The organism is Gordonia sp. PvP123 (assembly GCF_040547295.1).
Taxonomy (GTDB): domain Bacteria; phylum Actinomycetota; class Actinomycetes; order Mycobacteriales; family Mycobacteriaceae; genus Gordonia; species Gordonia terrae.
Genome location: NZ_JBEPPN010000001.1, coordinates 168,486 through 183,523, shown reverse-complemented (window position 1 = coordinate 183,523; position 15,038 = coordinate 168,486). Strand labels below are relative to the sequence as shown.

The following is a 15,038-nucleotide window of genomic DNA, read 5'->3' as shown; positions in this document are numbered from 1 at the left end:
ATACTTGACGGCATGAGTGAAACCGCCCCCGCACGGGGAGTCCCGGACTGGCGCCCATCCATCTCCATCGTCGACCACATCGTCGTCGACGACGAGGGCCGGGCACTCACCGAACCGCTGCGCGAGGACATTCGCCTCCTCGGCGGAATCCTCGGCGACGTCGTCCGAGAACATTCGGGACGCGACGTGTTCGATCTCGTCGAATCCGCCCGTGTGGCCGCGTTCCGCGTGCGCCGCAACGAGATCGACCGGACCGAGCTCGCCGACATGTTCGTCGATCTCGACGTCTCCACTGCCGTCCCGGTCATCCGGGCGTTCAGTCACTTCGCGTTGCTGGCCAATCTGGCCGAGGACATCCACCGCGAGCGGCGCCGGGCCATTCACGTCCGAGCCGGCGATCCGCCCCAGGACAGCAGTCTCGCCGCCACCTACCGCAAACTCGCCGATGCCGGTCTCGGCGACGACGAGGTCGGTCGAGCCCTGACCGACGCCGCGGTGATCCCGGTCATCACCGCACACCCCACCGAGACTCGCCGCCGCACCGTCTTCGAGGCCCAGAACCGCATCACCGAGCTGATGCGATTCCGCGGCCGCACCGAGCTGATGCCGGACGAGGACGCGGAGGTCACCGAGTCCATCCGGCGTCAGATCCTGACGCTCTGGCAGACCGCCCTCATCCGCCTCGAACGTCTCACCATCCAGGACGAGATCCGTTCGGGTCTGCGGTATTACGACGCGTCGTTCTTCGAGGTCGTGCCGGCGATCAACACCGCGGTGCGCGCCGCGCTGCGCTCGACATACCCCGATGCCGGGCTCGCCGACGATCCGATGATCCGGATGGGGTCGTGGATCGGCGGCGACCGCGACGGCAATCCGTTCGTGAACTCCGACGTGGTGACCCTGGCCACGACCCTCGCGGCGCAGGCCGCCGTCGGACACCACCTGTCCGAACTCGAGAGTCTCGCACAGGAACTGAGCATGTCGGCGCGACTGATCGACGCCACGGACACCCTGTTCGACCTCGCCGGGGCCGACGCCGACGATCCGGGGGCCGACGAACCCTTCCGACTCGCTCTGCGCGCCATCCGCTCCCGTCTGCTGGCGACCGCGCGGGACATGTTCGACGGCGACTTCCTCACCTCGAGCGAGGAGAATCTGATCGATGGACGGCAACCGTACGGCGACGCGGCCGAACTGCTCGCCGACCTCGATGTGATCGACGGCGCACTCCGCGCCAACAACGACGACCCGATCGCCGACGATCGGCTGCTCGCACTCCGGGAAGCCGTGCGCACCTTCGGCTTTCACCTGTCCGGGCTGGACATGCGGCAGAACTCCGACACGCACGAGGAAGTGGTCGCCGAGCTGCTCGCGTGGGCGGGGGTGCATCCGGACTACGCGTCGCTCGAGGAGTCCGCGCGGGTGGAGATCCTCTCGGCCGAGCTGAGCGCGCGTCGTCCGTTGACCAGCCCCGACGCCGAACTCAGCGAGCTCGCGACCAAGGAGCTCGGTATCGTCCGGGCGGCCGCCAGAGCGGTTGCGACCTTCGGGCCGGCGGCGGTGCCCAACTACATCATCAGCATGTGCACCTCGGTGAGTGACATGCTCGAGGCGCTGATCCTCCTCAAGGAGGCCGGCCTCTACGACCCCGATGGCGGATCACCGCGCTGTACGGTCCGTGTGGTCCCGCTCTTCGAGACCATCGAGGATCTCCAGCAGGGTGCGCAGACGCTGCTCGCGGTCCTCGACGTCCCGTTCTACCGAGCGATGGTGGACTCCCAGAACGGGATCCAAGAGATCATGCTCGGTTATTCCGATTCCAACAAGGACGGCGGCTACATGGCCGCCAACTGGGCGCTCTACCGTGCCGAACTCGATCTGGTCGACGCGGCCTCGCAGTCGGGGATTCGGTTGCGGCTGTTCCACGGACGCGGGGGCACCGTCGGCCGTGGCGGCGGTCCCAGCTACGACGCCATCCTGGCCCAACCGCCGGGCGCGGTCCAGGGCTCGCTGCGCATCACCGAGCAGGGTGAGATCATCGCCGCGAAATACGCCGAGCCGGTCGCGGCGCGGCGCAATCTCGAGACCCTGCTCGCCGCGACCATCGAGTCCTCGCTCCTGGACACCGAGGGCCTCGGTGACGAATCCGACTCGGCCTACGAGATCATGGACGACATCGCGGCGAAGGCCCGCGCCGCCTACAGTCGCCTGGTGCACGAGACACCGGGTTTCGTCGAGTACTTCACCACCTCGACGCCGCTGTCGGAGATCGGCGCGCTCAACATCGGCAGCCGTCCGGCGTCGCGCAAGCAGACCGAGAAGATCTCCGATCTGCGTGCCATCCCGTGGGTCCTGTCGTGGACGCAGTCACGTGTGATGCTGCCCGGTTGGTACGGCACGGGGTCGGCGTTCGAGGAATGGGTCGCCGACGACCCGGACCGCCTGGAGACCCTGCGCCGCTACTACGCGAAGTGGCCGTTCTTCCGCACCGTCATGTCGAACATGGCGCAGGTGCTGGCGAAGTCCGACATGGGCCTGGCACACCGGTACGCGCAGCTCGTTCCCGACGAGGAGTTGCGCGACAAGGTGTTCGGCATGATCGTCGCCGAGCACGAACGCACGATAGCGATGTGCGCGAAGATCACCGGCACCGACGACCTGCTCCACGACAATGCCGCCCTCAAGCGGTCGGTGTACAACAGGTTCCCCTACCTCGAACCGCTGAACCTGCTGCAGGTCGAGTTGCTCCGCCGCTTCCGGGCGGGGGAGGACACCCCCATCGTCCGACGCGGAATCCAGCTCACCATGAACGGTCTCGCGACCGCGCTGCGGAACTCGGGCTAGCCGGGGACTCAGGTCAGTTCGGCAGCGGCCGCGTCATCGAGGAACCAGATCGTCTCCTCGGTGCCGCGAGCGCCCGCGGCGGGCCAGTCGGCCGGATCCGCCCCGCGATGGGCGGCGCCGACGGCCTCGGACTTGTCGGCCCCGGCGACGAGGAACCACACCTGCCGCGAGCGGTTCACCACGGGGAGGGTCAGGGTGAGCCGGCGGGGCGGCGGCTTCGGTGAATCCTCGACGGCGACAACCGACTTCGTGGTCTCCGCGGTCGCGGCGGTGTGCGGGAACAATGAGTTGATGTGCCCCTCACCACCCATGCCGAGCAGGTGGAGGTCGAACTCGGGTGCCACGCCGTCGCTCGACCGCCCGGCGAGGATCGCGGCGTAGTCGGCGGCGGCCGCCTCGATGTCGTCGCCGAGCGGACCGTCGGACGGTGCCATCGGGAACACCCGCGACGGGTCGACGGGCACCTTGTCGAGGAGTGCCTCGCGTGCCTGACCGGAGTTGCGTTCCGGATCGTCGGCGGGGACGAATCGGTCGTCGCCCCAGTAGATGTCGACCTTGGACCAGTCGATGGTGCCGCTGTCCGCGGCCAGTGCCGTGAGGATCCCGATACCGTTGCTGCCACCGGTCAGCACGACGCTGGCGACGCCGCGTTCGGCCTGGGCGCGGGTGACGAGGTCCACGAACCGGGTGGCGGCGGTCTCGACCAGTTCCTGCTTGGAATCGAAGACGAGGGTCTCGGTGGTCATCGGGCGGCAACTCCTTCGGCGTCGTCTGCGAACTCGACCTCGGGCACTCCCTTGAGTGCTTCGACATACACCTCGTCGGTGTCGAGTCGTCGTAACTCTTCGGCGATACAGGCGGGCAGTTCGCGTCGGCCCATCGCCACGCGTCCGTCGGGTTTGCCCGGCATCGAGAGCACCGCGTTGTTCTCCTCGTCCACCGCGAGGATGGTCGGGCCGTCGTCACGGAGGAGCCGGATCTCGAAACTGCCGCGGCGTCGTCGCGTCGGAACCCGCAGGGTCGACCGCAACCACCCGGCGAGGAGATCCACCGACGGCGAGTTCTGCGCGCCCGTCACCTGGACCTCGGTGACCGGGGTGTGCGGCGGACGGTCGAATGCGGAGGCGAGGATCGCGCGCCAGTGCGTGACGTGCGTCCAGGCGAGGTCGGTGTCGCCGGGGGAGTAGGTCGCGAGCCGCTGGGCGAGTACCGCGACCGAGTCGTCGGCCTTGCCGGCGTCGACGATGCGCCGGTGTCCGAGCTTGCCGAGTGGATCGTCGGCGGGCCTCTCGGGACCTTTTCCGGGCCACCAGGTGACGACGGGGGTGTCGGGGAGGAGGAACGGGGTCACGACACTGTCCGGGTGGTCGGCGAGCTCACCCTGAAGCGACAGCACCACCACCTCCGAGGCCCCGGCATCCCCACCCACGCGGATCTGCGCGTCGAGCCGAGAGTCTCCCTCGCGCACACCGCGATACACGACGATCACGCGGCTGGGATGTTCGCGGCTGGCGCCCACCGCGGCCTCGATGGCACCTTCCATCGGTTCGCCGAGTTCGACGCACACGACCAGGGTGAGGACGCGCCCGAGGCTCAGCGCGCCACCCGCGGCGCGCACCTCGATGATCTTCTTCGCGACCTTTCCGGTCGACGTGTCGGGCAGTTCGACGATCATCGGGAGGCCTCCTGAACGGAACGGTCGGTGAGGGCGTGTGGACTTCTCGTCACGGTCGGCGCCACGCGCGACCGGTGCGGGCCATCATCTCCTCGGCCGAACGCGGACCCCACGTCCCGGACTCGTAGGTGTCGGGCGACCCCGACGCGGCCCAGTGTTCGAGCACCGGATCGAGGATGCGCCAGGACAACTCGACCTCTTCGTTCACGGGGAACAGCGAGGGTTCACCCAGGAGGACGTCGAGGATGAGCCGCTCGTAGGCCTCCGGGGAGGCCTCGGTGAAGGCGGTGCCGTAGCTGAAGTCCATGTTGACGTCCCGAACCTCCATGCCCGACCCGGGGACCTTGGAGCCGAAGCGAAGGGTGATGCCCTCATCCGGCTGGACCCGGATGACCAGCGCGTTCTGACTGAGCTCCTCGGTCATGGTCTGGTCGAACGGCAGGTGCGGCGCGCGTTTGAAGACGAGCGCGATCTCGGTGACCCGCCGCCCCAGCCGTTTGCCGGTGCGCAGGTAGAACGGCACGCCCGCCCAGCGGCGGGAGTCGACTTCCAGGGCGATGGCGGCGAAGGTCTCTGTGGTCGAGTCCTTCGCGAAACCCTCCTCCTCCTTGAGGCCCGGCACCTTCTCGCTGCCCTGCCAACCGGGGCCGTACTGGCCGCGGGCGGTGTTCTCGTCGATCGGCATGGCGTTGCGTGTCGCGGCGAGGACCTTGATCTTCTCGGCCTGTAACTGCTTGGGCTCGAAGGAGATCGGCTCCTCCATCGCGATCAGGGCCATCAGCTGGAGCAGGTGGTTCTGGATGACGTCGCGGGCCGCGCCGATGCCGTCGTAGTACCCGGCCCGACCGCCGAGGCCGATGTCCTCGGCCATGGTGATCTGGACGTGGTCGATGTAGTGCGAACTCCACAGCGGGTCGAACAGCTGATTGGCGAACCGCAGGGCCAGGATGTTCTGGACGGTCTCCTTGCCCAGGTAGTGGTCGATCCGGAACACCGACGACTCCGGGAAGACGTTGTTGACGATCGCGTTCAGCTCGCGGGCGGACTCGAGGTCGTGACCGAACGGCTTCTCGATCACCACCCGCCGCCAGCTGTCGCCGGTCGGGGCGGCGAGCCCACTGCGCTCGAGCTGCTCGCAGACCTCGGGGAACGCCTTGGGCGGGATCGACAGATAGAACGCATGATTGCCGTCGGTCCCGCGTTCGGCGTCGAGTGACTTGAGCGTGTCGCGCAGCCTGTCGAAGGCGGCGTCGTCGTCGAAAGCGCCTTGCACGAACCGGAATCCCTCGGCGAGCCGCTCCCACACCTCTTCGCGGAATCCGGTTCGCGCGTGGTCGCGGACGGCGTCGTGGACGACGGCGCTGAAGTCCTCGTCGGTCCAGTCGCGCCGGGCGAAACCGACCAGGGCGAACGAGGGTGGCAGGAGGCCCCGGTTGGCGAGGTCGTAGACCGCAGGCATCAACTTCTTGCGTGCCAGATCGCCGGTGACCCCGAAGATGACCAGGCTGCACGGTCCCGCGATGCGCGGCAGCCTCTTGTCCTGGGGGTCACGGAGCGGGTTGGTCCACGGACCGGTCCCGGTTGAGTCCTCGCCTCCCGCCACCTGGGTTCAGCCCTTGTTCGCCGCGGACAGTTGTTCGGCGGTCGCGCTGAGCAGGTCGTTCCAGGCGTCTTCGAACTTGCTGACGCCCTCGTCCTCGAGAACCTTGAAGACGTCGACGACGTCGACACCGATCGCGGCGATCTTGTCGAAGATCTCCTGCGACTCCGCGGCGAGACCGATGATGGAGTCGGTGTTGACCCAGCCGTGGTCGGCGAAGGCGTCCATCGTCTTGCCCGGCATCGTGTTGACCGTGTTGGGTGCGACGAGCTCGCTCACGTAGAGGGTGTCCGGGTAGTCGGGGTTCTTCACACCCGTCGACGCCCACAGGGCGCGCTGCGGCCGGGCGCCCTTGGCGAGCAGGTCGGGGAAGCGGGATTCGACCTCGAAGACCTGCTGGTACGCCGAGTATGCGAGGCGCGCGTTGGCCAGTGCCGCCTTGCCCTTCAGCTCGACGGCCTCCGGGGTGCCGATGGCGTCGAGCCGCTTGTCGATCTCGGTGTCGACCCGAGACACGAAGAACGATGCGACCGAGTGGATGCGCGAGAGGTCATGACCGGCCTGGGCCGCGGCGTCGAGTCCGTCGAGGTATGCCTCGATGACCTTCTCGTAGCGCTCGACCGAGAAGATCAGCGTGACGTTCACGCTGATGCCCTCGGCGATGACCTTGCTGATCGCGGGGAGCCCCGCCTCGGTGGCCGGGATCTTGATGAGCAGGTTCGGCCGGTCGACGATCTTCCACAGTTCGACGGCCTGTGCCACCGTCGCGTCGGTGTCGTGGGCCAGGCGGGGATCGACCTCGATCGACACGCGTCCGTCGACGCCATCGGTCGACTCGAAGGTCGGGGCGAGGACGTCACAGGCGTTGCGCACGTCGTCGGTGGTGACCGTCCGGATGGTCGCGTCGACGTCGGCGCCCCGTGCGGCCAGTTCGTTGACCTGGTCGTCGTAGGCATTGCCCTTCGAGAGCGCGGCCTGGAAGATCGACGGGTTGGTGGTCACCCCGACGACCGACTTGGTCGCGATGAGGTCCGCGAGATCGCCTGAGCTGATCAGGTCCCGGGACAGGTCGTCCAGCCACACCGAGACTCCGGCGGCGGACAGTTCGGCGAGCTTCTCGTTCTGGGTCACGATTCTCTCCTCTTGGGTTGTGGGCACTCAGCCTGCGACGGCGCGCTCGGCGGCCGCGGTCACGGCCTCGGCGGTGATGCCGAACTTGGTGAACAGCACCTTGTAGTCGGCGGAGGCCCCGAAGTGCTCGATCGAGACGATCTCGCCACCGGCGCCGACGATGCGGTACCAGGGCATGGCGATGCCGGCTTCGACCGCCACGCGCGGAACCGACGGCGGCAACACGTGGTCGCGGTAGCCCTGCGGCTGCTCGTCGAACCACTCGACACACGGCATCGAGACGACGCGCGCCTTGATTCCCTTCTCCGCCAGCGCCTTCTGCGCATCGACGGCCAGGTGGACCTCGGAGCCGGTGCCGATGAGCACGACGTGGGGGTCGCCCTCGGAGTCGCTCAGGACGTATCCGCCGTTGGCGACTCCCTGCGCGGAGGTGCCCTCGAGGATCGGGATGTTCTGGCGGGTGAGCGCCAGGCCGACCGGGTGGTTGCGGCGGGTCAGCAGGTGCTGCCACGCGTAGGCGGTCTCGTTGGCATCGGCGGGACGCACGACGTCGAGATTCGGGATCGCCCGCAGCGCGGCCAGGTGCTCGATCGGCTGGTGGGTCGGGCCGTCCTCGCCCAGACCGATCGAGTCGTGGGTCCAGACGTAGATCGGGTCGATCTCCATCAGTGCCGCGAGGCGGACCGCGGGACGCATGTAGTCGGCGAACTGCAGGAAGGTGCCGCCGTAGGCGCGGGTCGGACCGTGCAGGGCGATGCCCGACAGGATCGATCCCATCGCGTGCTCACGGACGCCGAAGTGCAGGGTGCGGCCGTACGGGTTCGCCGACCACTTCTTGGTGCTGATCGACGTCGGTCCGAACGACGGCTCGCCGTCCATCGTGGTGTTGTTCGAGCCGGCGAGGTCGGCCGAGCCGCCCCACAGCTCGGGCAGCACGGGCGCGAGGGCGCCGAGGACCTTGCCCGACGCGCTGCGGGTCGCGACGTCCTTGTCGCCCACGTTCCAGCTGGGCAGCACATCGGTCCAGCCCTCGGGCAGTTCGTGGGCGGTGAGCCGGTCGAACAGCTTCTTCGCGTCGGGGTTCTTCTCCGCCCAGGCGTCGAACGACGACGTCCACGCCGTGCGCTCCTCCGCGCCGCGGTCGACCAGCTTGCGGGTGTGGCCGATCACCTCGTCGGTGACCTCGAAGTTCTTCTCCGGGTCGAACCCGAGGACCTTCTTCGTCGCCGCGACCTCGTCTTCGCCGAGGGCCGCGCCGTGCGCCATGCCGGTGTTCATCATGTTCGGCGCGGGGTAGCCGATGATCGTGCGCAGACAGATGATCGACGGCCGGTCGATGACCTCCTGGGCTGCCTTGATCGCCGCCTCGATGGCGACGACGTCCTCGCCGCCCTCCACGGTCTGCACATGCCACCCGTAGGCCTCGTAGCGCTTGGCGACATCTTCCGAGAGCGCGATGTCGGTATCGTCCTCGATCGAGATCTGGTTCTGGTCGTAGAACACGATCAGGTTGCCGAGCTGCTGGGTGCCGGCCAGCGAGCTGGCCTCCGATGTCACGCCTTCTTCGATGTCGCCGTCCGAGGCGATGACGTAGATGTAGTGGTCGAACGGGCTCTTGCCGGGCGCGGCGTCGGGGTCGAAGAGGCCGCGTTCGCGACGGGCGGCCATCGCCATACCGACCGACGAGGCCAGACCCTGGCCCAGCGGTCCGGTGGTGATCTCGACGCCCCGCGTGTGGCGGAACTCGGGGTGACCGGGTGTGAGGGAGTCCCAGGTCCGCAGCGCCTCGATGTCGGAGAGTTCGAGCCCGAACCCACCGAGATAGAGCTGGATGTAGAGCGTGAGGCTCGAATGTCCACACGAGAGCACGAAGCGGTCGCGGCCGGCCCAGTCGGTGTCGGTCGGGTCGTGACGCATCACCCGCTGGAACAAGGTGTAGGCGAGCGGCGCGAGGCTCATCGCGGTGCCGGGGTGGCCGCTTCCGCACTTCTGCACTGCGTCGGCCGCCAGGATCCGGGCGGTGTCGACGGCGCGGGTGTCGAGGTCGGTCCAGTCGTCCGGGTGACGGGGGGTGGTCAATGCGCGGATCTCGTCTGTGTCGGCCACGATGCTGATTGTCTCCTGTGCCTGCTCGGTGCGATTCGTACTCGGTCCGTCTTGTACTGGGTGATCGGTACTCGGGGCGATCGGTACTGGGCTATCCGTATTCGGGCAACCGACGATCGTCGGCGCGTACGAGTCCAGAGTAATCGGCGCGGGGGACACGCTGCGCGGCGACCGATGGTTACCGGCGAGTTCGGGTGTCGTCGCCGGTCGTGGGCCCGCTCGCGCCGTCGCCCCGCCTCGATTCACGGTTCGCAAAGGCAAACGTCTACCATGCTCTGTAGTAGCCCGCGGGCGTCTGTGCGGGCGGACGAGGAGTGTTCGTGAGGATAGGGGAGCGTGTGAGCGGGGACAGTTCCGCCGCATCTCACTCGACCGACACCGCATCGAATCCGCAGGTATCGACCGATCCGGTCGCGCCGGCCGATCAGTCGTGGGCCGGGCGCGTGCGTGCGACGGTGCTCGCCTACATCGCACTGACCAAGCCGCGTGTCATCGAGTTGCTTCTCGTCGCGACGATCCCGGTCATGCTGCAGGCCGACCGGGGCCACGTCGACATCGCGGTCATCGCTTTCACGCTGATCGGCGGCTGGCTCGGAGCCGGGAGTGCCAACACACTCAACATGGTGGCCGACGCGGACATCGACAAGAAGATGAAGCGCACCGCCCGGCGTCCGCTGGCGCGTCGTGCCGTCGCGACCCGCAGCGCCCTCATCTTCGGACTCCTCCTGTGGGCGGCGTCGTTCGCGGTGCTGTACTTCGCCGCCAATCTGCTCTCGGCGTTGCTCGTCTCGGCGACGATCCTCTTCTACGTCGGCGTCTACACGCTCATCCTCAAGCGCCGCACCTGGCAGAACGTGGTCTGGGGCGGTGCCGCCGGATGCATGCCGACCCTGGTCGGCTGGGCCGCGGTCACCGGCTCGCTGAGCTGGCAGCCGATCGTGCTCTTCGCCGTCATCTTCTTCTGGACGCCGCCGCACACCTGGGCGCTCGCGATGCGCTACAAGGAGGACTACAAGGCCGCCGGCGTGCCGATGCTCCCGGTCATCGCGACCGAGGAACGCGTCACCCGGCAGATGCTGATCTACACGTGGCTCACCGTGGTGAGCTCGCTCCTGCTCATCCCGGCGACCAGCTGGATCTACACCGTGATCGCCCTGGCTGCCGGTGGCTGGTTCCTGGAGCGCGTGCACAAGCTCTACCGCGACACCAAGCGTGGTGCCGAGGTCGCTCCGCTGAAGGTGTTCCTGCAGTCCAACGAGTACCTCGCCATCGTGTTCTGCGGACTCGCGATCGACGCGGTCGTCGGACTGCAGACCATCTCGTCGTACTTCTGAGTCCGGCTCACACCCCGGCCGGCAGCAGCACCGTGGTGCCTGTCGTGACGCGAGCCTCCAGGTCGGCGTGCGCGACCGCCGCGTCGGCCAGTCGGTACCGCTGACCGACGCGCACCTCCACGCCGCCGTCGACGATCGCCTCGAAGTACTCACCGGCTCGCCAGTCGAGTTCCTCGGCCGTGTCGGTGAAGTGGGCCAGCGTCGGCCGGGTCACCGACAGTGATCCCGCCGGGTTGAGCCGCTGGAGATCGAACGGGGGCACCGGACCGCTCGCCGCCCCGAACAACACGACGATCCCCCGGATCGCCGTCGACGCCAACGACTGCTCGAAGGTGTCGGCGCCGACACCGTCGTAGACCACCGGCACGCCGCGCCCGTCGGTCAGTTCACGCACCCGGGAGCTGAGGTCGTCGCCGTAGCGCAGGACGTGGTCGGCGCCCGCCGCCCGGGAGAGTTCTTCCTTCTCGTCGGACGACACCGTCGTGATGACCGTCAGTCCGCGACGCTTGGCGAGCTGGGTGAGGATCAGTCCGACACCGCCGCCACCGGCGTGCACGAGAATCGGATCGCCGGCCTGTGGACGAGCACTCCCGTCCAGGAGGTAGTGCGCGGTGAGGCCGCGCAGCAGCGACGAGCCGGCCACCGCGTCGTCGACCGCGTCGGGCACCCGCACTGCCTTCGACGCCGGGACCGCGACGAGCTCGGCATAGGAACCGGGCGCCGCGCACCACGCCACGCGTTGCCCCTCCTGCAGCGAGGTCACCTCCGAGCCGGTCGCGACGACGACGCCGGCACCCTCGGTGCCGGGAATGTAGGGCGGCGTCGAGGGATACAGGCCGCGGCGCAGATACGTGTCGATGAAGTTGACGCCCACCGCGGCGGTCCGGACGATCACCTCGTCGGGAGCGGGGATGGGGTCGTCGACGCTGCCGAAGGTCAGGACGTCGGGTCCGCCGTGGCGGGTCACCTGGATAGCTCGCACGACACCGTTCTACACGCCGAAATCGTCCCGGTATGCTGACCCCCATGACGAACACCACCGCCGACGAGAACTCGAGCACGCAGCAGAAGGTCGAGGCACCCACCGAGGTCGTCGCCTCGGTACGCAAGTTCGTCGCACGCGAGGGTGGAAGCGCGAAGGTCGTCCTCCAGGCGATCGGCGACGCCGGCGTGCGTATCACGCTGGTCGGCGACGCGAACGGCATCCTCGGTGACCGGGTCGTTCCCGACCTCGCCACGGCGCAGGCAGTGGTCGACGCGGTCGACGGTCTCGAGATCGCCGAATGGGATCGTGACCTCACGTCGGAGACGACGGTGTCGACGTCGCACTACCGCAAGATGGCCGGTTGGGTCGCGCGGCAGAAGCGGTTCCCACGCGCACGCAACCGCGCCATTCTCTGAGGTCGGCGTCGATCAGGCAGACTCGAGCAGCGGGTCTGCCTTTTTCGTGCCCGTGTCTCGCGCGACCAGGAGCTGCCAGGTGGCTCCGATGAGCAGGACCGCGCTGCCGAACATGTGCGCGATGACGAGCGCGATCGGCAGGTCGGTGGCGAACTGGACGAACCCGATCAGACCCTGCAACAGCAGCAGCAGCATGAACACCACGGCCGACCGCTGCTGCGGACGCGCGAAGACGCGCGCGTAGACGAGTGCGGCGATTGCCAGCCCGACGAGAGCGAAGACGGCATCAGCGTGCAACTGTGTCGCATTGCCCGGGTCCAGACCGTTGCGCGGGGCGTCGGCGTCGCCGGCGTGGGGGCCGGAGCCGGTCACCACCGTGCCGAGGTAGATCGCCGCCCAGGTGACGACGTAGACGAGCCAGGCGAGATAGATGCCGAGGCGGCGGGTCGCGGTCGGCGGGGCGTCGGGGTCGGGCGAGTCCGGCGCGGCGGGAGTCGGATACGGGCGCATCCGGAAGACCAGGACGGTGGACGCGGACACCAAGGCCATGGAGAGCAGGAAGTGCAGCGCGACGACCCACGGGTTGAGCTGCGTGAGCACCGTGATGCCGCCGATGACACCCTGGAAGGGGATGCCGAGCGCGATCAGCGTGACCAGCCACTTGTCGCGTCGTGCGGACCCGGCGAGGCGCAGGACCGCCACCCAGGTCGCGATCGCGATGACGACCAACACGAAGGTGAGGAGGCGGTTGCCGAACTCGATCGCGCCGTGCAGACCCAGTTCACCGTGCGGCACGAACGACTCGTCGGTGCACCGTGGCCAGGTCGGACAACCCAGTCCCGAGCCGGTGAGGCGTACGGCGCCGCCGGTTGCGACGATGCCCACGTTCGAGATCAGCAGCGCGATGGCCCAACGGTGTACGAATCGGGCTGTCGGCCGGCCGAAGCCGGGGACGAACCGCCACGGACCGGTCAGCGGGCGCGGTGCGTCGTCGGTGGACGTGGGTCGCGCGCCGGACCGGGACCCGGCCGGTGCGTTCGAAGTATCGGATGTCATCGGAATCGGAACCACCTCACGGCCAAGGTGCCGGCCACTGCGGCCCACACCAGCAAGACACCCACCCCGAAGGCGTCGAACGAACCCTCGGAGGCCATCTCGAGTGCCTCGCTCAGGGCCCCCGACGGGATGCACCGCGCGATCCAGTGCACGGCGTCGGGGATGTTGGAGTCGACGACGACCAGGCTGCCGAGGCCGATGAACGCGAACCACAACAGGTTCGCGAGCGCCAGGACGACTTCCGCTTTGAGCGTGCCGCCGAGCAACAAGCCGAGCGCCGCGAAGCACGCGGTGCCGACCGCCAGGACCACCGCGCCGATGAGCAGGCCGACGGGACTCGGGCGCCATCCGAACGCGGCACCGATCGCGCCCAGGATCACCGACTGCAACGCGACCACCAGGAGCACGGCGATCGATTTGCCCACGATGATCCCCCAGCGCGGGATCGGCGTGGCGCCAAGGCGTTTGAGGGCGCCGTAGCGACGGTCGAAGCCCACGGCGATGGCCTGTCCGGTGAACGCGGTCGACATCACGGCGACGGTCAGGATCGCCGGGACGAACATCGCCGCCCGCTCTGCCGGACCGTCCCCGAAGCCGGTGTCGATCGGCAGCAGGCACAGCCCGACGAGCAGCGTGATCGGGATGAACATCGTGAGCAGCAGTTGCTCGCCGTTGCGGAGCAGGAGCTTGAGTTCGAGGGTGGTTTGCGCGGCGATCATCGCGGGCAGGGACGCCGGGCGCGGGGCCGGGCGGAACAGGCCGTCGGGGAACATGCCGGAACGCTGCGCGTCGGTCGGAACGGAGTAGGTCACGGTCGTAGGGCCCGTCCGGTGAGGTCGAGGAACACGTCTTCGAGGCTGCGGGTCTCGACCCGGAGATCGGTGGCGAGGACATTGATCTTCGCGCACCACGCCGTCACGGTGGCCAGCACCTGCGGCGTCATCGGACCGATCACGAGATACGAACCGGGGGTGGCCTCGGTGCAGTGGTAATCCTCCGGCAGCGCCAGGACCAGCATCGACAGATCGAGACCACGCGGTGCGGTGAAACGCAGTTCGTTCTCCGCGCCGGTGCTGGTGAGGTCGGCGGGTGTGCCGTCGGCGACGACCCGCCCGTGGTCGATGATCGCGACGTGGTCGGCGAGTTCCTCCGCTTCGTCCATCAGGTGCGTGGTCAGCAGCACCGACGCACCGTCGGCCCGCAGGCGGTCGATGAGCTCCCACACGACGAGCCGGGCGTGGGCGTCGAGGCCGGCGGTCGGCTCGTCGAGGAAGACCAGTTCGGGCCGATTGACGACCGCGCAGGCCAGCGCGAGGCGCTGCTGTTGGCCGCCGGACAGACGGCGGTAGGAGGTGCGACGCACCTCGGTCAGGCCGAGTGCGTCGAGGAGGAACTCGGGGTCGATGGGGTCTGCCGCGTACGCCGCGACGAGGCGCAGCATCTCCTCGGCACGCGCACCCGGGTAGGCGCCGCCGCCCTGCAGCATGACGCCGATGCGGCGCCGGAGAGCGTCGTTGTCGGCGACCGGGTCGAGTCCGAGGACGCGGACGGTGCCGGCGTCGGGCGTGGTGAATCCTTCGCAGATCTCGACGGTGGTCGTCTTGCCCGCACCGTTGGGCCCCAGCAGGGCCAGGATCTCGCCGCGACGGAGGGTGAGGTCGAGTCGGTCGACGGCGGTGCGGTCGCCGAAGCGTTTGACCAGGCCGCTGATCTCGACCGCGAGACCGGCCGACCCGGGCCGATCCGCGGCGACCTCACCGGATGATGACCCGGGATCGCGGAGCCGACGATCGTTCACTCGATCGTCGTCGCTGATCTGCCGAGAGGTCGTGCTTCGCACACAGGTCAGACTAGGCGCTCGGAGCCCAGGGACGAAAAACGGTGACCCGGC

12 protein-coding genes are annotated in these 15,038 nt (G+C 68.5%); 3 read left to right on the top strand and 9 right to left on the bottom strand.

The features are described 5' to 3' along the window. Positions 1–12: 12 nt before the first annotated feature. Positions 13–2,844, top strand: a complete 2,832-nt coding sequence (ppc, locus tag ABIC25_RS00800) for a phosphoenolpyruvate carboxylase (RefSeq protein ID WP_354559545.1) — start codon at positions 13–15, stop codon at positions 2,842–2,844. Positions 2,845–2,852: 8 nt separating this feature from the next. Here ppc and pgl read toward each other — a convergent pair whose 3' ends face one another. From pgl to tkt, 5 genes are read right to left on the bottom strand one after another with little or no spacing between them, the layout of a single operon-like run. Further along, a complete protein-coding gene (gene pgl / locus ABIC25_RS00795; RefSeq protein ID WP_064570778.1) occupies positions 2,853–3,590 on the bottom strand; it encodes a 6-phosphogluconolactonase in 738 nt (245 codons plus the stop codon). Beyond that, the gene (locus ABIC25_RS00790; protein WP_064570779.1) at positions 3,587–4,519 is read right to left on the bottom strand and encodes a glucose-6-phosphate dehydrogenase assembly protein OpcA; all 933 of its coding nucleotides are present in this window, start codon (positions 4,517–4,519) and stop codon (positions 3,587–3,589) included. Before ABIC25_RS00790 ends, pgl begins: the two co-directional genes overlap by 4 nt. A gap of 49 nt (positions 4,520–4,568) precedes the next feature. Then, entirely contained in the window at positions 4,569–6,122 is a 1,554-nt protein-coding gene (gene zwf, locus ABIC25_RS00785; protein ID WP_354559544.1) for a glucose-6-phosphate dehydrogenase, read from the bottom strand. 6 nt (positions 6,123–6,128) lie between these two features. Continuing rightward, positions 6,129–7,250 (bottom strand): transaldolase, encoded by a 1,122-nt coding sequence (gene tal, locus ABIC25_RS00780; RefSeq protein ID WP_239398617.1) that lies wholly within the window; start codon positions 7,248–7,250, stop codon positions 6,129–6,131. Positions 7,251–7,277: 27 nt separating this feature from the next. Next, positions 7,278–9,356: a transketolase gene (tkt, locus tag ABIC25_RS00775; protein WP_004021954.1), complete on the bottom strand. Its 2,079-nt coding sequence runs from the start codon at positions 9,354–9,356 to the stop codon at positions 7,278–7,280. A gap of 338 nt (positions 9,357–9,694) precedes the next feature. Here tkt and ABIC25_RS00770 point away from each other — a divergent pair, with 338 nt between their 5' ends. Then, the gene (locus ABIC25_RS00770; RefSeq protein ID WP_086535445.1) at positions 9,695–10,690 is read left to right on the top strand and encodes a heme o synthase; all 996 of its coding nucleotides are present in this window, start codon (positions 9,695–9,697) and stop codon (positions 10,688–10,690) included. A gap of 7 nt (positions 10,691–10,697) precedes the next feature. Here the strand turns inward: ABIC25_RS00770 and ABIC25_RS00765 are convergent, their stop codons facing one another. Further along, positions 10,698–11,672 carry a quinone oxidoreductase family protein gene (locus tag ABIC25_RS00765; protein ID WP_101818837.1) on the bottom strand — a complete coding sequence of 325 codons (975 nt, stop codon included), beginning with the start codon at positions 11,670–11,672 and terminating at the stop codon, positions 10,698–10,700. 32 nt (positions 11,673–11,704) lie between these two features. Here ABIC25_RS00765 and ABIC25_RS00760 point away from each other — a divergent pair, with 32 nt between their 5' ends. After that, complete coding sequence (locus ABIC25_RS00760) at positions 11,705–12,091, top strand: hypothetical protein (RefSeq protein WP_004021951.1); 387 nt, start codon at positions 11,705–11,707, stop codon at positions 12,089–12,091. A 12-nt stretch (positions 12,092–12,103) separates the two neighbouring features. Here the strand turns inward: ABIC25_RS00760 and ABIC25_RS00755 are convergent, their stop codons facing one another. The 3 genes from ABIC25_RS00755 to ABIC25_RS00745 are packed head-to-tail and all read right to left on the bottom strand — an operon-like array spanning position 12,104 to position 14,945. Then, the gene (locus ABIC25_RS00755; protein WP_354559542.1) at positions 12,104–13,147 is read right to left on the bottom strand and encodes a COX15/CtaA family protein; all 1,044 of its coding nucleotides are present in this window, start codon (positions 13,145–13,147) and stop codon (positions 12,104–12,106) included. Beyond that, positions 13,144–13,920 (bottom strand): ABC transporter permease, encoded by a 777-nt coding sequence (locus tag ABIC25_RS00750; protein ID WP_354559839.1) that lies wholly within the window; start codon positions 13,918–13,920, stop codon positions 13,144–13,146. The genes ABIC25_RS00755 and ABIC25_RS00750 overlap by 4 nt, the downstream gene beginning before the upstream one ends. 35 nt (positions 13,921–13,955) lie before the next feature. Continuing rightward, a complete protein-coding gene (locus ABIC25_RS00745; protein ID WP_420871548.1) occupies positions 13,956–14,945 on the bottom strand; it encodes an ABC transporter ATP-binding protein in 990 nt (329 codons plus the stop codon). Positions 14,946–15,038 lie beyond the last annotated feature (93 nt).